The sequence below is a fragment of the Klebsiella ornithinolytica genome (assembly GCF_030505655.1).
In the GTDB taxonomy this organism is placed as follows: domain Bacteria; phylum Pseudomonadota; class Gammaproteobacteria; order Enterobacterales; family Enterobacteriaceae; genus Klebsiella; species Klebsiella ornithinolytica.
Genome location: NZ_CP130153.1, coordinates 4,067,191 through 4,087,116, shown reverse-complemented (window position 1 = coordinate 4,087,116; position 19,926 = coordinate 4,067,191). Strand labels below are relative to the sequence as shown.

The 19,926-nt window shown below is 58.2% G+C and carries 17 protein-coding genes; 3 read left to right on the top strand and 14 right to left on the bottom strand.

The genetic code is table 11. The features are described 5' to 3' along the window. The first annotated feature begins 128 nt into the window (after positions 1-128). The gene (locus tag Q1L34_RS19505) at positions 129-1,466 is read left to right on the top strand and encodes an aspartate aminotransferase family protein (RefSeq protein ID WP_032716843.1); all 1,338 of its coding nucleotides are present in this window, start codon (positions 129-131) and stop codon (positions 1,464-1,466) included. Between the two features lie 284 nt (positions 1,467-1,750). Here Q1L34_RS19505 and Q1L34_RS19500 read toward each other — a convergent pair whose 3' ends face one another. The 5 genes from Q1L34_RS19500 to Q1L34_RS19480 all read right to left on the bottom strand — a co-directional run bounded on the left by Q1L34_RS19500 (position 1,751) and on the right by Q1L34_RS19480 (position 6,790). Then, on the bottom strand, positions 1,751-2,458 hold the full coding sequence (locus tag Q1L34_RS19500; protein ID WP_004859262.1) for an ABC transporter ATP-binding protein: 708 nt from the start codon (positions 2,456-2,458) through the stop codon (positions 1,751-1,753). Then, positions 2,445-3,281 (bottom strand): ABC transporter ATP-binding protein, encoded by an 837-nt coding sequence (locus Q1L34_RS19495; RefSeq protein WP_044350480.1) that lies wholly within the window; start codon positions 3,279-3,281, stop codon positions 2,445-2,447. The genes Q1L34_RS19500 and Q1L34_RS19495 overlap by 14 nt, the downstream gene beginning before the upstream one ends. Beyond that, positions 3,274-4,107, bottom strand: a complete 834-nt coding sequence (locus tag Q1L34_RS19490; RefSeq protein ID WP_004859268.1) for an ABC transporter permease — start codon at positions 4,105-4,107, stop codon at positions 3,274-3,276. Before Q1L34_RS19490 ends, Q1L34_RS19495 begins: the two co-directional genes overlap by 8 nt. Beyond that, positions 4,107-5,120: an ABC transporter permease gene (locus Q1L34_RS19485; RefSeq protein ID WP_220667692.1), complete on the bottom strand. Its 1,014-nt coding sequence runs from the start codon at positions 5,118-5,120 to the stop codon at positions 4,107-4,109. Before Q1L34_RS19485 ends, Q1L34_RS19490 begins: the two co-directional genes overlap by 1 nt. Positions 5,121-5,221: 101 nt before the next feature. Continuing rightward, positions 5,222-6,790: an ABC transporter substrate-binding protein gene (locus Q1L34_RS19480; RefSeq protein WP_004859275.1), complete on the bottom strand. Its 1,569-nt coding sequence runs from the start codon at positions 6,788-6,790 to the stop codon at positions 5,222-5,224. A gap of 212 nt (positions 6,791-7,002) precedes the next feature. On the opposite strand from Q1L34_RS19480, the gene Q1L34_RS19475 reads away from it, so the two are divergent. After that, on the top strand, positions 7,003-7,698 hold the full coding sequence (locus tag Q1L34_RS19475) for a GNAT family N-acetyltransferase (protein ID WP_054829304.1): 696 nt from the start codon (positions 7,003-7,005) through the stop codon (positions 7,696-7,698). A gap of 274 nt (positions 7,699-7,972) precedes the next feature. Here Q1L34_RS19475 and betA read toward each other — a convergent pair whose 3' ends face one another. Genes betA through betI form a run of 3 tightly spaced genes read right to left on the bottom strand, consistent with a single transcriptional unit; the run spans position 7,973 to position 11,747 of the window. Continuing rightward, positions 7,973-9,655: a choline dehydrogenase gene (gene betA / locus Q1L34_RS19470; protein ID WP_048024636.1), complete on the bottom strand. Its 1,683-nt coding sequence runs from the start codon at positions 9,653-9,655 to the stop codon at positions 7,973-7,975. Positions 9,656-9,669: 14 nt separating this feature from the next. Then, a complete protein-coding gene (gene betB / locus Q1L34_RS19465; RefSeq protein WP_004859284.1) occupies positions 9,670-11,142 on the bottom strand; it encodes a betaine-aldehyde dehydrogenase in 1,473 nt (490 codons plus the stop codon). An 11-nt stretch (positions 11,143-11,153) separates the two neighbouring features. Beyond that, complete coding sequence (gene betI / locus Q1L34_RS19460; RefSeq protein WP_004859289.1) at positions 11,154-11,747, bottom strand: transcriptional regulator BetI; 594 nt, start codon at positions 11,745-11,747, stop codon at positions 11,154-11,156. A gap of 128 nt (positions 11,748-11,875) precedes the next feature. Between betI and Q1L34_RS19455 the strand changes: the two genes are divergently transcribed. Next, positions 11,876-13,909 (top strand): choline transporter, encoded by a 2,034-nt coding sequence (locus Q1L34_RS19455; RefSeq protein ID WP_004859293.1) that lies wholly within the window; start codon positions 11,876-11,878, stop codon positions 13,907-13,909. A gap of 75 nt (positions 13,910-13,984) precedes the next feature. Here the strand turns inward: Q1L34_RS19455 and Q1L34_RS19450 are convergent, their stop codons facing one another. The 6 genes from Q1L34_RS19450 to Q1L34_RS19425 all read right to left on the bottom strand — a co-directional run bounded on the left by Q1L34_RS19450 (position 13,985) and on the right by Q1L34_RS19425 (position 19,898). Further along, positions 13,985-14,770 carry an SDR family oxidoreductase gene (locus tag Q1L34_RS19450; protein WP_004859296.1) on the bottom strand — a complete coding sequence of 262 codons (786 nt, stop codon included), beginning with the start codon at positions 14,768-14,770 and terminating at the stop codon, positions 13,985-13,987. Between the two features lie 35 nt (positions 14,771-14,805). Next, complete coding sequence (locus tag Q1L34_RS19445) at positions 14,806-15,603, bottom strand: SDR family oxidoreductase (protein WP_071359224.1); 798 nt, start codon at positions 15,601-15,603, stop codon at positions 14,806-14,808. A gap of 64 nt (positions 15,604-15,667) precedes the next feature. Continuing rightward, on the bottom strand, positions 15,668-16,735 hold the full coding sequence (locus tag Q1L34_RS19440; protein ID WP_015584935.1) for an ABC transporter permease: 1,068 nt from the start codon (positions 16,733-16,735) through the stop codon (positions 15,668-15,670). Positions 16,736-16,752: 17 nt separating this feature from the next. Then, on the bottom strand, positions 16,753-18,297 hold the full coding sequence (locus tag Q1L34_RS19435; RefSeq protein WP_004859306.1) for a sugar ABC transporter ATP-binding protein: 1,545 nt from the start codon (positions 18,295-18,297) through the stop codon (positions 16,753-16,755). A 1-nt stretch (position 18,298) separates the two neighbouring features. Further along, positions 18,299-18,919 (bottom strand): DUF2291 family protein, encoded by a 621-nt coding sequence (locus Q1L34_RS19430; RefSeq protein WP_069476144.1) that lies wholly within the window; start codon positions 18,917-18,919, stop codon positions 18,299-18,301. 43 nt (positions 18,920-18,962) lie between these two features. Next, positions 18,963-19,898, bottom strand: coding sequence for a D-ribose ABC transporter substrate-binding protein (locus tag Q1L34_RS19425; RefSeq protein WP_004859313.1), 936 nt, complete (start codon positions 19,896-19,898; stop codon positions 18,963-18,965). Positions 19,899-19,926 lie beyond the last annotated feature (28 nt).

The following is a 19,926-nucleotide window of genomic DNA, read 5'->3' as shown; positions in this document are numbered from 1 at the left end:
GACACAGGGCCAGTTGTCAGGTGGCGTTGTGACACGGTGTCACAACCTTTTCGAGCGACTGGCTCTATCCCTTTTTCCGTCGGGCGACCAATGATGGAGCCAACAACAATGACATCAGAGGGCAGGGTATGAAGCTGGCAATACAGAACGATGTAACGGTAAGCAACGATGACGTTCGCCAACTGGATCGCGCTTATGTTTTCCATTCGTGGTCGGTACAGGGCAACATCAACCCGCTGGTGATTGCCGGGGCCAAAGGCTGTGAACTGTGGGATTATGAAGGCAAAACCTACCTTGATTTCAGCAGTCAGCTGGTCAACGTCAATATCGGCTATCAGCACCCGCGCGTGCTGGCGGCGATGAAAGCGCAGCTGGAGGAGCTGGTGACAATTGCGCCGGCGACCGCCAACCTCGCCCGCGGCGAAGCGGCGAAACGCATCGTCGAGCTGGCGCCGGAAGGCTTCAGCAAAGTGTTCTTTACCAATGCCGGAGCCGACGCCAACGAGAATGCTATCCGCATGGCGCGGCTCTATACCGGACGCGATAAAGTGCTGTCGGCCTATCGTTCATACCACGGCAATACCGGCAGCGCGATTGCCGCCACCGGCGACTGGCGCCGGGTGCCGAACGAGTACTCGCGCGGCCACGTTCACTTTTTCAACCCCTACCTCTATCGCAGCGAATTTAATGCCGTGACGGAAGAGGAGGAGTGTCAGCGCGCGCTGGCGCATCTGCGCAGAATCATTGAGTGCGAAGGCCCTGGCGCTATTGCCGCCATTTTGCTGGAGTCAATTCCCGGAACCGCTGGCATTCTGGTGCCGCCTGATGGCTATATGCAGGGCGTACGGGCGCTGGCCGATGAGTTTGGTATTGTGCTGATCCTCGATGAGGTGATGGCCGGGTTTGGCCGTACCGGCAGCTGGTTTGCCTTCGAGCAAGATGGCGTGGTGCCGGATCTGGTGACCTTTGCCAAAGGGGTTAACGCCGGGTATGTGCCTGCGGGCGGCGTGCTGATTAGCGACCCGATTGCCCGCTATTTTGACGACCATTTCTTTGCCGGTGGCCTGACCTACTCCGGCCATCCGCTGGCGATGGCGGCGATTGTGGCGACGATCGATGCCATGAAAGAGGAAAACATCGTCGAAAACGCGGCGCAGATGGGGAATCACGTCCTGCGTCCGGGGCTGGAGGCACTGGCGGAAAAACATGCGATCATCGGTCATGTCCGCGGCCGCGGCTTGTTCCAGGCGCTGGAGCTGGTCAGCGACCGCGAAGCTAAAACACCGCTAACCGCGGCGGATATGGCGGCGATTAAAGGGGCCTTAACCGAAGCCGGTCTGCTGGCCTTTGTGGTGGAAAACCGCATTCACGTGGTACCGCCCTGTACCATCAGCGCCGAGCAGATTGCGAAAGGGCTGGCGATTTTTGACAGCGTATTCGCCCGCTTCGCCACGCTGGCGAAATAAGCCAACCTTGTTCCCGGATAGCGGCGCCAGCGCCTTATCCGGGCTACCCGGCCGCACGACCCCGTAGCCCCGGTAAGCGCAGCGCCACCCGAGAGTTTCCCGGATAGCGGCGCCAGCGCCTTATCCGGGCTACCCGACCGCACGACCCCGTAGCCCCGGTAAGCGCAGCGCCACCCGAGAGTTTCCCGGATAGCGGCGCCAGCGCCTTATCCGGGCTACCCGACCGCACAACCCCGTAGCCCCGGTAAGCGCAGCGCCACCGGGGAGTTTCCCCGGATGGCGGGCTATCCCGCCATCCGGTGTTCACCTTTCACCAGCGCCTCGCGATCGAAGAAGCGCTGAATGACTCCCTCGGCCATAAATGCCGCCCGATCCGACATATGTGCAATCACATCGGCATCATGACTGACCAGCAGATAGGTCATGCCGTGCTCCTGCTTCAATCGGTTCAACAGATTGAGAATTTCCGCCTGTACCGACATATCCAGCGCCGAGGTGGGCTCATCTAACAGCAGGATCTGCGGGCGCAGCAGCAGCGCGCGCGCAATGGCCACGCGCTGGCGCTGGCCGCCGGAAAGCTGATGCGGATAACGACGCGCGGCGTCGGCGGGGAGCCCCACCTGTTCCAGCGCGGTATCGACCCGCTGCCGGATGGCGTCGAGACCGTGGATTTTCAGCGGTTCGGCCAGGGTACGCCACAGCGTATGGTTGGGGTGCAGAGAGGCATAGGGATCCTGAAACACCATCTGCACGTTGCGGCGCAGCTCGCCCTGAAAACGAACGCCGGGGGCTATCGCTTTGCCAAACAGCTGAACGCCGCCGCGCCACTCGCGCTGTAGTCCGGCGAGAACCCGCAGAATCGTCGATTTCCCGCAGCCGGAAGCGCCGATCAGGCTGAAGGTTTCCCCGGCCTCAACGCTGAAGCTGGCGGCGGACACCGCCGTTTTTTCCGCAAAAATGACCTGCAATGCATCGAGATTAACGACTGCCATGCGCCGCCTCCGTAAAGTCCAGTGTTCTGTCGAGAGTGGGCAGCATCTGGCCGTAGGTGCTCGCATCGGGACGACAGGTCCACAGCGTACGGGTGTAGGGATGCGTGGCCTGAGGCAGCTCGCGGGCGGGCATCTCATCGACCTGCGCCCCCTGGTACATCACCAGTACCCGGTGGCAATGTTGCGCCACCAGCGGCAGATCGTGGCTGATCAGCAGCATCGCCATTTGCCGCTGCTCGCACTGTTCCACCAGCAGTTCGAGGATCTGATTGCGCAGGCGGGAATCGAGCGCCGAGGTCGGCTCGTCGGCAATCAGCACCTTCGGGTTGTTCAACAGCGCAATGGCGATCATCACCCGTTGCCCCATCCCGCCAGAGAGTTCGCCGGGGTAGCGGCTGAGTACGGGTAAATCGAGGCCGACGGCGGCAACGGCGGCTTTCACCGCCTCCTGCCGCGCGCGGCGGCTCAGGCGCTGATGCAGCGTTAATGCCTCTTCCAGCTGTGCCTGAATGGTCTGTACCGGATTCAGCGCATAGCGCGGATCCTGCAGCACCATGGCGATATCGTTGCCGCGCAGCGCGCGCCAGCGGCGATCGTTGAGGGTCAGAAGATCGTGTCCCAGCACGTTCAGCGTTTCTGCGCTGACCACGCCCGGACGACGCACCAGTCCCATCAGCGCGCGGGCGGTCATTGATTTGCCGGAACCGGATTCGCCCACCAGCGCCAGCCGCTCGTTGCCGAGCGTAAAGCTGACGTTATTCACCACCCGGGCAGAGGGGTAGTCGATGCTTAACCCCTGAACGGTGAGTCGGGTATCAGTCATGTTGCGGCTCCAGAACATCGCGCAGGCCGTCGCCCAGCAGGTTAAAAGCCAGGCTGGCTATCAGGATCACCGCCCCGGGCGCGGCGGCAATCCACCACTGATCGAAAATAACCTGCATTCCGTCGGCGATCATCGCCCCCCATTCCGCCATCGGCGGACGCGCGCCGAGACCGAGGAAACCGAGCCCGGCGGCGGCGAGAATAATGCCGGCGAGATCCAGCGCCAGGCGCACGATGGCGGAAGGCAGGCACAGCGGTAAAATATGGCCAGTCAGCAGCCGCCAGCCGCGAATGCCCATCATTTCCGCCGCGGCCAGATAATCGCTATGGCGCAGACGTTGAATTTCGCTCCGCGCCTGGCGAGCGTAGGCGGGCCAGGTGGTGAGCGCCAGTGCCAGCGCACCGTTAACCAACCCAGGCCCCAGCATGGCGACAAAGGCAAAGGCGAGGATCAGCCGCGGCATTGACATCACCACGTCGGTAAATCGCATCAGAATACGCTCCAGCCAGCCGCCGTAATAGCCGGAAAGAATCCCCACCAGCAGACCGGCGGGGAGCGTAATCAGCGTGACTAACGCCACCAGCCCCAGCGCCGGGCGCGCGCCGTAAATCAGGCGAGAGAGCAGGTCGCGGCCATAGCTGTCGGTGCCGAGCCAGTGCCGGGCATCGGGGCTTTGCAGGCGTGCCGCGGCATCCTGCCAGTTGGGATCGAGCGGCGCCAGCCACGGCGCGAACAGCGCCACCAGCAGGAGCAGCGCGATGACGATCAGCCCGAAAAAGGCGGCGGGGGAGCGACGCAAACGACGCAAAAACAGATAAGCCGGCATCAGCGTACCCTCGGGTCGGTCAACCGCACCAGCAGGTCGGTGAGATTGTTAATGAACACAAAGCTGGCGCCAATCAGCAGCGTACCGCCCATGATCGCCGTGGTATCCCCGGCGAACAGCGCGGTAGTCAGGTAGCGGCCAATTCCCGGCCATGAGAAGACGGTTTCCGTCAGCACCGCGCCTTCCAGCATCGAGGTCCAGGCCAGGGCGATGACCGTCAGCAGAGTGCCGCGAATGTTGGGGAGTACGTGCCGCAGCAGAATCGTCATTTCGCTGGCCCCTTTGGCGCGCGCCAGCAGGATGTACTCTTTATTCATCTCGCTGAGGCAGGCGGAACGCGTCAGACGGGTGATGCTGGCCAGCGAATAGTATCCCAGCAGCAGCACCGGCAGCAGCAGATGGCCAATGGCGTTTTTGAAGGCCTCTTTATCGCCAGAGAGCCAGGTATCAATCAGCACGAAGCCGGTTCGCGGTTCGACGGTATATTGATAGATATCGTCCAGTCGCCCGGGGCCCGGCGTCCACTGCAATTTGGCGTAGAACAACGCCAGCATTAGCAGCCCGAGCCAGAAAATGGGAACCGAGTTGCCGATCAAGGTCAAGGTGCGTACCGCCAGATCCCACGGCGAACCGGCGTAGCGGGCGCACAGCACGCCGGCAATCACCCCGAACAGCGCCCCGACGATCAGCGCCAGGGTGGCCAGTTCGAGGGTGGCGGGAAAGGTGGTGAGCAGGTCGTGCAGCACCGGCTGGCCGGTGGAGCTGGCCGTGCCGAGGTCGCCGTGGGCAAGGTTAACCAGATAGTGCCAGAACTGCACCGGCAGCGGGCGATCGAGCCCGAGCTGGTGGCGAACCTGATCATAGGTCGACTGGCTGGCATGATCGCCGACGATTTGCAGCACCCGATCGACAGGTGAAAACGCGGAAAGCGCGAACGTGACGAGCAACAGCCCAAAGAGCGTGAGTAGCAGGGTAAGCAGCCCCTGAAGCACGCGCGTGGAAAGATGTGGCATGGGAAGTCTCTTCATACCGGGAGGCGGCTTCGCCTTACCCGGCCTACAAAAAACGAGAACCCGGGCCGGGTAAGCGCAGCGCCACCCGGCAACAAGGGAAATTACTTGGTGACGTTATCGTACCAGACCATATCGGCGTTGAGGCCCTGCTGATAGCCTTTGACGTTATCGCGGACCACGATCTGCGTTTTCCCTTGGTCAACAAATACATACGGCGAACTGCGCTGCAGCTCTTCCTGCATTTTTTTGTACAGATCGAGGCGTTTTGCCGGATCCGCTTCGGCGACCGCCGCCTGGGTTTCTTTATTTAGCTGCGGGATCTGCCAGCCGTTGAGACCGGCAACGGTGCTGGATTTACCATCATTCCACGCGAAGGCGCTGGCGTTGGAGTGGGCGTCAAAATAGTCCGGGATCCACAGGCGAATAGCTGCCTGGTGCTGCTTCGCGCGCACGCGGGCATACACCTGGCTGCCCGCTGCCGGCAGCAGGTCAATCTTCACGCCGCCCTGGGCAAAGCTGGCCTGCATCGACTGGGCGATAGTAATGAACGGCGGTTTGTTCTCGACATCAAGAGTGAAGTGCGCGTCCTTAATCCCCGCTTTGGCGAGAATCGCTTTGGCCTTCTCCGGGTCAAATTTGAACGGATTATTATCCAGCGCGCCCGGCAGACCAACCGGCAGGAAGCTCTGATGCACAAAATACTGGCCTTTAAGCAGATCTTTGGTGATGCCGTCGTAGTCCACCAGCCAGCGCGCGGCTTCCCACAGGGCCGGGTTTTTCAGCAGCGGGTTAGCGCTGTTGCCGGTGTTGAATGCCAGGTAATTCTGCTCGGCGGAGGGAATGCTCAGCACGTTAACGCCGGGTTTCCCCTGCAGGGCGGCTATCTGATCGGCGCCGAGATCGCGGGCGATATCGGCATCACCCTGTTGAATCAGCAGGCGGCGAGAGGCCGGATCGGGGACGTTTTTAATAATGATGCTTTTCAGCTTCGGCGCCCCGGTAGGCGAGCTGTTGTTGGCCTCCAGCACGATGGCCTGATGCGGCTGATAGACGCGCATTTTGAACGCGCCGCTGCCCGCCGAGTGCATTTTCAGCCAGCTGTTACCGAAATCGTTATCTTTGACGTTCGGCGCCACCAGCTTTTCATCCACGATGGAGGCGATCGGCGTGGAGAGGATATTCAGCGCGACCGCCGGACTGACGTCAGCGGTCCAGTGCAGCTGCAGCGTATGGTCATCGACCTTTTTCAGCTGGCTGGCGATGTTGTCCGGCTGCCAGCCGAGGACGTTGAGGATAAACGCGGGGGACTTATTCAGCGTCACCGCGCGGGTATAGGAGAAGATAATGTCTTCCGGACGCAGCGGGTTGCCCGAAGCAAATTTGGCATCGGGCTTCAGCTTGATGGTCAAGGTTTTCGCCGCCGGGTCGGCCTGCCAGCTTGCGGCCAGAATCGGGGTGATTTTTTCAGGGTTGTCGCGATCTGGCTGAACCAGGCGCTGGTAGAGACTCGGTACCGTCTGAATGCTGGAAAGCTCATTGGCTTCTGCCGGGTCGAGGCTGACGATGTCGTCAAGACCCTGGGCAACGACCAGGGTGGAGGGCGGTGTCGCGGCATGGACGGCGGCGGAGAGTGCGGTCAGCACCAGTAAAGACAGCAGTTTTTTGGTCATGTGCAATCCCTGAAAAAATGTTGTTTTGATTATTTATGCTTCGCTACGTTAGGCCGCTTCCCCGCAGTCGTAAAGTCAAAATACGGATAAGCTTATGCTTAAAAAGAATAATTCATAGCGTCGGGTTATTAATGAAAAAAAGCGGCGGCGCGCTTTTTGTCCGCCGCGCTTCTTGATATAACAATTTCATTACAATTCAACGGGGTGCGGGCATGCCGGAAATCAATCAATATGGTCAGGTGGTGAATGATGTTGTCGCAGACTGGCAGGGGGCCAGGATCCTGAAACGCACGCCGTTAAGCGGGCGCTTTTGCCGGCTTGAGCCGCTGGAGGTGCAGCGCCATGCCGCCGATCTGTTCGCCGCCTACGCGTTGGGAGATGAGAGCGACTGGACATGGCTGGCCAGCACCTGTCCGGCAAGCGTGGAAGCGACGACCCACTGGGTGGCAGGTAAAGTCAACGATGATGCGCTGGTGCCGTTTGCGGTTATCGATCTGCAGACCGAGCGGGCGGTTGGGCTGGTCAGCTATATGGCCATCGATCGGGCAATGGGGACCGTTGAAATCGGCCATGTGACCTGGTCGCGGAAGATGAAGAACACGCCGCTGGGCACGGAAGCGGTATGGCTGTTGCTGAAAAATGCCTTCGGGCAGGGCTATCGCCGGCTGGAGTGGAAATGTGATTCGATGAATATTGCCTCACGACGGGCGGCGGAGCGCCTGGGTTTTACCTGGGAAGGGTGTCTGCGGCAAAAAATGGTGCGGAAAGGGCGCACCCGCGATAGCGACCAGCTGTCGATTATTGATAGCGAGTGGGCGGCGCGGGATGCGGCGCTGCGCGCATGGCTGGCGGCGGAGAATTTTGATGGTGAAGGGAGACAGCTGAAGCGACTGGAGGATTTTCGCTGATTGCAGCCAGCGGACAATGTGTGTGCATCGGGAATTGCCCGGCGGCGCTTCGCTTGCGCGGGCCTACCTCCAGTCAGTCAATCTTTCTTATTCACAAATACGGCGGCGCTTCGCCTGCATGGGCCTACCGGCGCAGTGCCGGTAGGCAGGTAAGGGCTTCGCGACAAACAGGGGCGGTAGACTGATTCTACGGAACAGACTCGCTGTCGTAGGCCGGGCAAGGCGTCAGCCGCCGCCCGGCAGAGATGTCAGAACACAAGCCCGAGCAGGCTTGCTATCCCTCAACAGCGGCCTGACGACGCACCGGCGCGCCGTTCGCCACATAATAGCGCGCCGTGCTGCGCGGCAGCGGCGCGCGGCCGCGAATGGCATCGGCTATCTTCTCGCCAATCATGATGGTGGTAGCGTTGAGGTTGCCGGTGATGATCTGCGGCATAATCGACGCATCCACTACCCGCAGCCCTTCCAGACCGTGAACCCGCCCCTCGCCATCGACCACCGCCATTTCGTCATAGCCCATTTTACAGGTCCCGCAGGGATGGAAAGCGGTCTCGGCGTGATTACGCACGAACTCATCCAGCTCGGCATCGCTCTGGCACGCCAGACCCGGGCTGATTTCCCGGCCGCGATATTTATCCAGCGCCGGCTGGTTCATGATGTCGCGGGTGATGCGGATCGCGTCGCGGAACTCCTGCCAGTCCTGTTCGCTGGACATATAGTTGAACAGAATTGCCGGATGCTCATGCGGGTCGCGTGATTTCAGGCGCACATGGCCGCGGCTGGGCGAACGCATGGAGCCGACGTGGCACTGGAAGCCGTGCTCTTTCACCGCATTCGAACCGTTGTAGTTAATCGCCACCGGCAGGAAGTGATACTGAATATTCGGCCACGCAAACGCCTCCCGGCTGCGAATAAACCCGCCCGCTTCAAACTGGTTGCTGGCGCCGATGCCGGTCCCGCCGAACAGCCATTCAGCGCCAATTTTCGGCTGATTCCACCATTGCAGCGCCGGATAGAGCGACACCGGCTCCTTGCACTCGTATTGCAAATACATCTCCAGGTGGTCCTGCAGGTTTTCACCGACGCCGGGCAGGGCGTGCACCAGCGGGATATCAAACTGGCGTAGCAGTTCGGGATCGCCGACGCCGGAACGTTGCAGAATCTGCGGCGAAGCGATGGCTCCCGCGCAGAGCAGCACTTCTTTACTGGCCGTTGCTTTTGACGGCGCGGTGCTATCGCCCTCCAGCCACTCCACGCCTACCGCGCGCTTACCGGCAAAAATAATATGGTCGGTCAGCGCATGGGTGCGAATCGTCAGGTTTGGGCGCGCGCGGGCCTGGTCAAGATAGCCGCGGGCGGTACTGGCCCGGCGTCCCTGCGGGGTCACGGTGCGATCCATCGGTCCGAATCCCTCCTGCTGGTAGCCATTGAGATCGTCGGTGCGCGGATAGCCGGCCTGGACACCGGCTTCCACCATGGCATGGAACAGCGGATTATTATTCTGCTTCGGCGTGGTGACGCTCACCGGGCCATCGCCGCCGTGGTAGTCGTTGGCGCCGATATCGCGGGTTTCCGCTTTGCGGTAGTAGGGCAGACAGTCAAGATAGCTCCACTGCTCAAGCCCCGGCGCGGTGGCCCAGTTGTCGAGGTCCATTGCATTACCGCGGATGTAGCACATGCCGTTAATCAGCGACGAGCCGCCGAGCCCCTTGCCGCGACCGCACTCCATGCGCCGGTTATTCATATGCGGTTCGGGTTCGGTCTCGTAGGCCCAGTTATAGCGTCGGCCCTGTAGCGGAAAAGCCAGCGCGGCGGGCATCTGGGTGCGGAAATCAAAACGATAATCCGGGCCGCCGGCTTCCAGCAGCAGGACGGTGGTATGAGGATCTTCCGTCAGTCGTGTCGCCAGTACGTTGCCGGCAGAGCCGGCACCAATAATGATGTAGTCAAATTGCAAAAATGACCTCCTGGTTAAAATATGGATTGAAACTGACCCATCTCAACCTGGATGGATTTCACCTGGGTGTAGCTCTGGAGCGTCATCACGCCGTTTTCGCGGCCGATACCGGAGTGCTTATAGCCGCCGACCGGCATCTCCGCCGGGGACTCTCCCCAGCTGTTGATCCAGCAGATCCCGGCCTCAAGCTGATGAATGATGCGGTGGGCGCGGTTTAAATTCGCCGTCACCACGCCGGCGGCAAGGCCGTATTCGGTGGCGTTGGCGCGGCGAATCACTTCTGCCTCATCGTCATAGGTCAGAATCGACATCACCGGGCCAAAGATCTCTTCCCGTACGATGGTCATATCATCGCGGCAGTCGCTAAATACCGTGGGGGCGACCCACGCGCCGCTGGCGAAGTCATCGCCTTGCAGCACACCGCCGCCGCACAGCAGACGCGCCCCTTCCTGCTTACCGCTGGCGATATAGCGCAGGACATTTTCGCGATGCGGGAAGCTCACCAGCGGACCGAAGTTGGTTGTTTCCTCAAACGGGTCGCCGGGACGAATCCGCGCCACGCGGGCGAGAATTTTTTCCTCGAACGCCGCTTTAGCCCGCGTCGGAACAAACACCCGGGTACCGTTGGTGCAGACCTGGCCGGAGCTGTAGAAGTTGGCCATCATCGCGATATCGGCGGCGAGGTCGAGATCGGCATCGTCGCAGACAATCAGCGGCGACTTGCCGCCCAGCTCCATGGTCACCTCTTTCAGCGATGAGGCGGCGGAGTTGGCCATCACTTTTTTGCCGCTGGCGACGCCGCCGGTAAAGGAGATTTTGGCAATGTCCGGATGTTCGGTCAGGTACTGCCCGGTTTCGGCGCCGATGCCCGGCAGGACGTTAAATACGCCGTCCGGCAGGCCGGCTTCGCGGTAGATTTCCGCCAGCTTCAGGGCGGTGAGCGGGGTGACTTCACTCGGTTTAAAAATCATGGCGTTACCGGCGGCCAGCGCCGGAGCGGATTTCCACAGCGCGATCTGAATCGGGTAGTTCCAGGCGCCGATCCCGGCCACGACACCGAGCGGCTCGCGGCGGGTATAGATGAATGAACTGTCGCGCAGCGGGATCTGACTGCCTTCGAGCGCCGGGATCAGTCCGGCGTAATACTCCAGCACATCGGCGCCGGTGACGATATCGACATGGGCGGTTTCGCTCAGCGGTTTACCGGTATCCAGCGTCTCCAGCCGCGCCAGTTCGTCGTTACGCTCGCGCAGAATATCCACCGCTTTGCGCAGGATACGCGAACGTGCCATGGCGCTCATCGCCGCCCAGATTTTTTGCCCTTGTTGGGCGCTCTTTACCGCCCGGTCGACATCGTCGCGACCCGCGGCCTGGACTGTCGCCAGTACTTCCCCGTTGGCAGGGTTGAGGGTCTCGAAGGTTTTCCCGCTGGTGGCAGGGACGTAACCACCGTGGATATAAAGCTGCTGTTCGGCCATTCGGGACATGGTTTCCTCCATTATTGAGACGTCGGTGGCAGATACTGGCTGATGAAATGGTCGGCGAGCGTTTCGGCGCGGGCTTTATCGAGCGGTTTACCGCTCAGCGCCGCGCGTAGCCACAGTCCGTCGATTAAGGCGGCGAGACCATAACCGGCCTCCTGCGCCTGCTGGCGCGGCAGCTCGCGCTGAAATTCATAGACGATGTTCGACAGCAGACGTCGGCTGCAGACCTGCTGCAGACGGTAGAGCATCGGTTGATGCATGCTGCTGGCCCAGAAGGCGAGCCAGGCTTTCATCGCCGCGCTGCTTATCTGGCTGTCGTCGAAATTACCCGCCACGATGGCCCGCAGCCGCCGTTCGGCGCTGGCGCCCGGCAGCGCGTGCAAACGGCTCAGTACCGCCAGCCGGAGCTGGCCGGTGATGTCGCGCATCGTTGCTTCCAGCAGACCGTTCTTATCCTTGAAATAGTGACTAATGATGCCGGTCGATACGCCCGCCCGTCGGGCAATTTGCGCGATAGTGGCATCGTGCATTCCCACCGCGTTTATCGCCTCGAGGGTGGCGTCAATAAGCTGCCGCTGGCGTATCGGTTGCATCCCCAGTTTGGGCATTTCCTTGGTTCCATTCATCAGATTTGTTTATCTATTAAAGCGGTTTTTGATTGGACGTTCAATATAAAATGTGTCTTAATTGTTGCGGTTTTGGATTTTAATAGTTACAAAAACAGTGAGGATACTGGATGACAGACCTTTCGCCGAGCAGAGAAAAGGACAAAATCAATCCGGTGGTTTTTTATACTTCCGCCGGACTGATTTTGTTGTTTTCCCTGATGACTATCTTCTTCAGCGATTTTTCCGCGGCCTGGATTGGCCGTACCCTGAACTGGGTTTCAACGACTTTTGGCTGGTACTATTTGCTGGCGGCCACGCTGTATATCGTGTTTGTGGTCTGCATTGCCTGCTCGCGCTTCGGTTCGGTGAAGCTCGGGCCTGAGCACTCCAAACCGGAGTTCAGCATGCTGAGCTGGGCGGCGATGCTGTTTGCCGCCGGTATCGGTATCGACCTGATGTTCTTCTCGGTCGCCGAACCGGTCACCCAGTATATGCAGCCGCCGGAAGGAGCCGGGCAGACCATGGAGGCCGCGCGTCAGTCGATGGTCTGGACCTTGTTCCACTACGGGCTGACCGGCTGGTCGATGTATGCTCTGATGGGTATGGCGCTAGGATACTTTAGCTATCGTTATAATTTGCCGCTCACCATACGCTCCGCCCTCTATCCCATTTTCGGTAAAAAAATCGATGGTCCCATCGGCCATAGCGTGGATATTGCGGCGGTGGTCGGGACCATTTTTGGGATTGCCACGACGCTGGGGATCGGGGTCGTACAGCTTAATTATGGTCTGAACGTGCTGTTTGATATTCCGGATTCGCTGGGGGCGAAAGCGGCGCTGATTGTCCTGTCGGTGATTATCGCCACGATTTCGGTGACCTCCGGGGTCGATAAAGGGATTCGTATTCTCTCCGAACTGAACGTGGTGCTGGCGCTGGGGCTGATTCTGTTCATCTTGTTTATGGGCGATACCGAGTTTCTGATGAACGCGCTGGTGCTAAACGTTGGCGACTACGTGAACCGCTTTATGGGCATGACCCTCAACAGCTTCGCTTTCGATCGCCCGGTCGAGTGGATGAACAACTGGACGCTGTTTTTCTGGGCCTGGTGGGTTGCCTGGTCACCGTTTGTGGGGCTGTTCCTGGCGCGTATCTCGCGCGGGCGCACCATTCGTCAGTTTGTGCTGGGGACGCTGATTATTCCGTTTACCTTCACCTTACTCTGGCTGTCGGTCTTCGGTAACAGCGCGCTGTACGAAATTATTCACGGCAATGTCGCCTTTGCCGAAGAGGCGATGGCTCATCCGGAGCGCGGCTTCTATAACCTGCTGGCCCAGTACCCGGCCTTTACCTTCAGCGCCTCGGTCGCCACCATCACCGGGCTGCTGTTCTATGTGACTTCCGCTGACTCAGGGGCGCTGGTGCTGGGGAACTTCACCTCGAAACTCAAAGATATCAACAGCGATGCGCCGAACTGGCTGCGTATCTTCTGGTCGGTTGCTATCGGTCTGCTGACCATCGGAATGCTGATGACCAACGGGATTTCGGCGCTGCAGAACACCACGGTGATCATGGGGCTGCCGTTTAGTTTCGTGATCTTCTTTGTGATGGCGGGGTTGTATAAATCATTGAAGGTCGAAGATTATCGCCGCGAGAGCGCCAGTCGCGATACCGCCCCGCGCCCGCTCGGCGTGCAGGATCGACTGAGCTGGAAGAAACGCCTGTCGCGGTTGATGAACTATCCGGGAACCCGCTATACGCGTCAGATGATGGAGACGGTGTGCTACCCGGCGATGGAGGAGGTGGCGCAGGAGCTTAAATTGCGCGGCGCCTATGTGGATCTGAAAAGTTTACCGCCGGAGGAGGGGGATAATCTGGGCCATCTCGACCTGCTGGTGCATATGGGCGATGAACAGAATTTTGTCTATCAGATCTGGCCGCAGCAGTATTCGATTCCGGGCTTCACCTACCGGGCGCGCAGCGGTAAATCGACCTACTATCGTCTGGAGACTTTCCTGCTGGAGGGCAGCCAGGGCAACGACCTGATGGACTACAGCAAGGAGCAGGTGATCACCGATATTCTCGATCAGTACGAGCGTCACCTGAACTTTATCCATCTGCACCGGGAAGCGCCGGGGAACAGCGTGATGTTTCCCGGGATGTAGGCGGCGGACGGTGGAGTGAGGAAAAAGGCGCCCTGTGGGCGCCTTTTTTCGAGCGAATGTCGCGATATGCGCGGCTTACCAGCAGATAAATCCGCCATCAACGACCAAATCAACGCCGGTACAAAATGAGGCGGCGTCGCTGGCGAGAAACAGAGCCGGCCCCGCCATCTCTTCAACTTTTGCCATGCGCTGAATGGGCGTCTGGTTTTCAAATTCGCGAGTCTGATGGACCATTTCAGGACGGGTATTCATCGGCGTCGCGGTGTAACCCGGGCTCATTGAGTTGACGCGAATCCCTTTGCCGACCCACTCCATGGCAAGGCTTTTAGAGAGATGAATCACGCCGGCTTTGGCGCTGTTGTAATGCGCCTGTTCTAGCCCGCGGTTAACGATAATTCCCGACATCGAGGCAATATTAATAATCGAGCCGCCGCCGGATTCCAGCATCAGTTCCGCTTCCGCTTTACAGGAGTTCCAGACGCCGGTGAGATTGATATCAATAACCCGCTGCCACTGTTCCGTCTCCATCTCCAGCGCCGGGTTGGCGTTGGCGATACCGGCGGCATTGACGGCGATATCGAGACGGCCGAAGCGACTTTTGGCCAGCGCGACGCCAGCGCGAAGATCGCTTAGCTGGCGCACATCCCCGGTATAAAAGCAGGCTTCGCCGCCTATCGCTTCAATATGACGCACGGTTTCGGCAAGTCCCCCGTCTTCGCGCAAATCGAAACCGACGACGCGCGCGCCCGCGCTGGCGAGCCCGTAAGCAATCATCTGGCCAATACCACTGCCCGCGCCGGTGACAAAGGCAACGCGGTCCTGCAGGTTAAACAACTGTTGAGCAAAATCTTTTGCGATCATGGTGATTACTCTTCTGGTCAAAACCCTGGCGGGTATTAAGACATGATTAAGCCGCCGTCGATGTTAATCGTCTGCCCGGTGAGATAGCGCGCATCGTCAGAGGCGAGAAAGGCCACCAGTCCGGCAACATCCTCCGGTTTCCCCGCCCGTTTCATCGGTATACCTTCTACCCATTCCGCCATCAGCTCGCCTTTGCCATAGCGCTTTTGTTCATTGCTGAGAATTTCGCCCCACACCCGGTCGTTGTAGTCCCACATTTCACTTTCGATAATTCCGGGGCAGAAGGCGTTGACGGTGATGTTCCACGGTGCCAGCTCATGAGCCAGGCTTTGCGTAATGCCGATAACGCCCATTTTGCTGGCGGCGTAATGCGGGGTGTAGATAAAGCCCTGGCGCCCCTGACCGGACGAGGTATTGATTAAACTGCCGTAGTTCTGTTTGACCATATATTTGGCCGCTTCGCGACAGCACAGCCAGACGCCGGTTGTATTCACGGCCAGCACTTTTTCGAAATCGGCTTTTGGCATACGATCGAAATAATCGATGGTGATCACTCCGGCGTTTTGAATAGAGACATCAATGGTGTCGAAGCGGGCTGCGGCCTGTTCGTACAGGGACTGAACCTGGGCTTCATCGGTGACATCAATCTCCAGCGACAGAATATCGGCCTGATAACGTTGGCGTAAGGTTTCTGCGGTTTCATGGACGCGCGGTGCATTAGAGACCATCACCAGCCTGGCGCCATCGCGTGCAAAGCGTTCGGCGATGCCGGCGCCAATACCACGGCAGGCTCCGGTAATGACGATGGTTTTATTGTGAAAATTTCTGTGCATACTTTTTTCCCTTTAGCGAAGCCGGGCGGTTACGCCCGGCGGAAGAATCGGTGCTATGCGTGAATTAACTGGATGCCGCGCCGCTGGGGTGAACCGTCGCCAGCTTTTCTTCGTGGCGGCGCATGAGAATGACCTTGTTCTGTAGCTTCTGCTGGAACTGATCGACGACGACGGCGGTGACGATGACCACGCCTTTAATCACCATCTGCCAGAAATCACTGACCCCCATCATCACCATTCCGTCGGCGAGGAAGACGATCACGAAGGCGCCAATAATCGACCCGGTCACCCGGCCGCGACCGCCCGCCAGCGCGGTCCCGCCGAGAACGGTGGCACCGATCGCATCCATTTCGAACATGTTGCCGGTCATCGGGTGCGCGGTTTGCAGCTGTGAGGCGACAATCAGCCCGACGAACGCGGCGCAGAGTCCGGAGAAGGCATAAACAAAGATTTTGGCCTTAACAATCGGGACGCCGGCCAGACGGGCCGCGGACTCATTGCCTCCAATGGCGTAGATATAGCGGCCCAGCGGGGTTTTCGTGGTCAGCCAGTAGCCCAGCAGCAGAAAAGCGATCATCAACCAGATCGGCAGATAAATTCCCAGGACGGTACCGGAGCCGAGAGTGGAGAAACCGGTATTGCCCAGCGCTTCCATGCCGTTGAGATTGGGGTAAGTGCTACCGTCGTTAAACAGCAGGGCAGAACCGCGGGCGACGTACATCATTCCCAGGGTACAAATAAAGGGCGCCACGCCAAAGCGGGTGATCACGGCGCCGTTAACCAGCCCCACCAACACGCCAAAGATAGCCACGCACAAGATGACTTCCGGTACGTTGAAGAAGATGACGCTACCGTTCCATAGCGGCAGCCCGTTGGTCAGCAGGGCGCCGGCCACCATGCCGCAAATCCCGGCCACGGCGCCGACTGAAAGGTCGATTCCCCCGGTCAGAATGACCAGCGTCATCCCGATAGCCAGCAGGCCGGTAATGGCCACATGCTGGGTCATGATCAGCAGATTCGACGTCGTCAGGAAATTCGGTACCATCACGCTGAAAAACGCAACAACCAGCAGCAGAGCGATAAACGTTCTGGCCTTCAGCAGGTACATATAGATCATATATTTCTGGTTCATGATGGGTTCCAGCCTGATTAATCTTGAGGTGTTGAAGCCGCGATTAATTTTTCGCGGGTGACCGCATGACGCGGTAAATCAGCGGTAATACGGCCATCGGCCATCACCAAAATACGATCTGCCAGAGCCATCACTTCATCCAGCTCTGACGAGGAGAACATCACGGCCAGCCCCTGTTGCGCCATTTTGCCAATCAGGTGATAAACGTCCGTTTTGGCGCCCACGTCGATGCCGCGCGTGGGTTCATCCAGAAAAACGACCTGCGGCTGCGTCATTAACGCTTTCCCCAGCACCACTTTTTGTTGGTTGCCGCCGCTCAGAGAGGTGATGGGGAGCTCGGGATCGCTCACTTTGATGGCAAGCTGCTGAATCATCTCTTTAACGCTGGCATGCTCTTTATGCGGATTCAGCCATTGCCAGGCGCGGCGAAACCCCTGAAGACTGAAATCGGAGAGCGTCATATTGGATTGAATGGACATCATCTGCACCACGCCTTCGCCCTGTCTGTCTTCCGGTACCAGCGCCAGCCCTTTTTTGAGTCTGGCCTGAAAAGGGGCCCTGCCGATGTTTTCACCGTTGAGATGGATGCTGCCATTCTGGCACGGCATCAGGCCGACCAGTCCTTTAAATAGCTCGGTACGCCCGGCGCCCAGCAGGCCGTAAATGCCGATGACTTCCCCTTTACATAAGGTAAAGGTGACATCATTAAGTTTGTAACCGCCGCTATGGTGCAGCGCGGTCAGACCGTCCACCGCCAGCACCGCTTCGCCTTTGGGGGCCGGTTGATAGTCGAAATGCTTTTTCTTATCGCCGACCATCTGTTCAATGATCCACGGGATGCTGGCATCGCTGACGGTCCGTTCGCTGATAAAACGGCCATCGCGGAAAATGGTAATGTGGTCGCCAATTTCCATCAGTTCTTCCAGACGATGGGAGATATAGATGATGGTGACGCCGCGCCGTTTAAGCTGCCCGATAACATTGAACAGGACTTTGACTTCAGACTGGCTGAGGGCGGAGGTGGGCTCATCCATAATCAATACGCGCGTATCTTTGGACAGGGCGCGCGCAATTTCGACCAGCTGCTGGTGGCCAATACCCAGTTCCCCGAGCGGAGTGTAGGGATCAACATCAAGCTCCAGTCGTTCCAGCAGTGATTTAGCCAGTTCGTATTGGTATTTTTCGTTGATCCTTCCTTTCTGGAAAAACTCATTAGCCATGAAAATATTATCCATGACATTCATATTCGGGAATAAATTCAGCTCCTGGAAAATAATGCTGATACCCTGTTTTTCAGCCTGGTGAGTCGAATTTAATGAAACGGGAGAACCCTCGAGAATAATTTGTCCGGAGGAAGGCGTTTCGACACCGGCAAGCATTTTCATCATGGTGGATTTGCCCGCACCATTTTCTCCGATCAGAACGTTGACTTTATTTCGATAAACCCGGTAGTCGACGTTATCTAAGGCGATAACGCCTGGGTAAACGCGAGATAATCCGCGGGTTTCGATAATAACTTCAGCTTCGACTGGTTGGGGAGTGACGATTTCTTGCGCTGACATCTTATTGTCCTCCGGGGTGAACAATTTTCGCTGGTGTAATATCAGGGAATGTTTGCGGTATATCCCAGGCGGAAAATACGCCATAGACCTCAACCGTTTCGCCGGATTTTAGCTGTGCGCCGTTAATCATTTTTACGGCCTGTTCATTAATGGCCCGGCCATATTCGCCAAACAAGACCTGATCGTTAAAGTCGGCATAGCTGGCACCGTTATAGCCATCGCGCAGCTGGGTCCCACGCAGCGTCGGCCCCGTTTGCACGACGATAGCGCGGCCATTTTGATCCTGAACGGTCATTTTTCCGCTGCGTGACGTGGCGTCAAGCTTGATGACCTTACCTTCAACCTTGACGAAGAAAATGCACGGATTTTCTTCCTGAGCGCGATAACCCAATGTTTTACAAGCGCTGTCGAAATCTTTGGCCGCATGTAGCGCGGTCATTAACGCTTCCGCGGGGCGAGCCTGTGCGACTACCTGCGGTACAATTTTCTCCTGCCACGTCCGATCGATATGCGCCATGTGCGGATTGGGCGGGGATTTAAGATCGGCCAGCTCTTGCTGAGAGACAATGCGGCAACCTCCCAGTGCTACGATGGCCAATGCCAGCCAGGTTTTTTTATACATGAGACTCTCCTGTGCGCCCCGCAAGGGGCGCAACAACCCGAACTCAGGACTTGATATTGAAGTCCTGAACTTTGTCTGCGTTATCTTTAGTGATCAGGATGCCGCGGAACATGACGCGCTGTTTCGCCGGTTTCACCCCTTTTTGCAGGAAGTTATCGAGGTCGGTGACCCCTTGAGCGGCGATGGACTGGGCCTGCAGCATCACGGTGGCCTGCAGGGTTCCCGCTTTAACCGCATCACGCTCGTCATTGCTGCCGTCGATGCCGACAACCACGACGTCCGTACGGTTCGCGGCTTTTAGCGCGGCGATAGCGCCCAGAGCGACGGGGCCGTTACCGCAAATCACCCCTTTAACGTCCGGATGAGCCTGCAGGATGCTGTCCATAATGCGTTTGCCGTCGATTAACGTTCCTTTGGCATCCTGTCTGGCGACGCTGACCATGTCAGGATACTGGTCGATAACCTGATGGAAAGATTTGGAGCGGGTCACGCAGTTATTATCGGCAAGATTACAGGTGAGCTCGGCGTATTTTCCTTTCTCCGCCATTTTCTCAACAAATACGTTGGCGACTTCCGAACCCGCCTGGAAGTTATTGTGCGTGATTTGCTCAAGCGCCACATCATCGACAGGAATTTCCCTGTTGATTAATACCACGGGAATGCCTGCTTTTTTGGCTTTTTCAATGGCGGCGACGCTGGCGGTTGAGTCGGCGTTATCGAGAATAATACCCTGAACTTTTTTACCAATAGCGGTATCAATAAGTTCGTTCTGTTTTTTGACATCTTCGCCATGTGACAGAACCGTCGTTTTATATCCCAGCTGTTTGGCTTTTTCACTGGCGCCTTTGGCTTCCGAGGCGTAATACGGATTATCCAGCGAGTTGACCATAATCATAATGGTGCCTTTTTCTACCGCCTGAGCAGAAAATGAAAAAGCGGTCAGGGTTGCAGCAGTTAACAGCGTTAAACGTAATTTCATGACAATGTTCTCTCTATGTTGTTATTGT

Excerpts from the sequence above, each read along its gene's own strand:
- Q1L34_RS19490 (WP_004859268.1), bottom strand. The coding sequence starts at position 4,107 with ATGCCGGCTTATCTGTTTTTGCGTCGTTTGCGTCGCTCCCCCGCCGCC.
- Q1L34_RS19425 (WP_004859313.1), bottom strand. The coding sequence starts at position 19,898 with ATGAAATTACGTTTAACGCTGTTAACTGCTGCAACCCTGACCGCTTTT.
- Q1L34_RS19485 (WP_220667692.1), bottom strand. The coding sequence starts at position 5,120 with ATGCCACATCTTTCCACGCGCGTGCTTCAGGGGCTGCTTACCCTGCTA.
- Q1L34_RS19500 (WP_004859262.1), bottom strand. The coding sequence starts at position 2,458 with ATGGCAGTCGTTAATCTCGATGCATTGCAGGTCATTTTTGCGGAAAAA.
- betB (WP_004859284.1), bottom strand. The coding sequence starts at position 11,142 with ATGTCCCGAATGGCCGAACAGCAGCTTTATATCCACGGTGGTTACGTC.
- Q1L34_RS19440 (WP_015584935.1), bottom strand. The coding sequence starts at position 16,735 with ATGAACCAGAAATATATGATCTATATGTACCTGCTGAAGGCCAGAACG.
- Q1L34_RS19430 (WP_069476144.1), bottom strand. The coding sequence starts at position 18,919 with ATGTATAAAAAAACCTGGCTGGCATTGGCCATCGTAGCACTGGGAGGT.
- Q1L34_RS19475 (WP_054829304.1), top strand. The coding sequence starts at position 7,003 with ATGCCGGAAATCAATCAATATGGTCAGGTGGTGAATGATGTTGTCGCA.
- Q1L34_RS19435 (WP_004859306.1), bottom strand. The coding sequence starts at position 18,297 with ATGTCAGCGCAAGAAATCGTCACTCCCCAACCAGTCGAAGCTGAAGTT.
- Q1L34_RS19445 (WP_071359224.1), bottom strand. The coding sequence starts at position 15,603 with ATGCACAGAAATTTTCACAATAAAACCATCGTCATTACCGGAGCCTGC.
- Q1L34_RS19450 (WP_004859296.1), bottom strand. The coding sequence starts at position 14,770 with ATGATCGCAAAAGATTTTGCTCAACAGTTGTTTAACCTGCAGGACCGC.
- Q1L34_RS19495 (WP_044350480.1), bottom strand. The coding sequence starts at position 3,281 with ATGACTGATACCCGACTCACCGTTCAGGGGTTAAGCATCGACTACCCC.
- Q1L34_RS19455 (WP_004859293.1), top strand. The coding sequence starts at position 11,876 with ATGACAGACCTTTCGCCGAGCAGAGAAAAGGACAAAATCAATCCGGTG.
- Q1L34_RS19480 (WP_004859275.1), bottom strand. The coding sequence starts at position 6,790 with ATGACCAAAAAACTGCTGTCTTTACTGGTGCTGACCGCACTCTCCGCC.
- betI (WP_004859289.1), bottom strand. The coding sequence starts at position 11,747 with ATGCCCAAACTGGGGATGCAACCGATACGCCAGCGGCAGCTTATTGAC.
- Q1L34_RS19505 (WP_032716843.1), top strand. The coding sequence starts at position 129 with ATGAAGCTGGCAATACAGAACGATGTAACGGTAAGCAACGATGACGTT.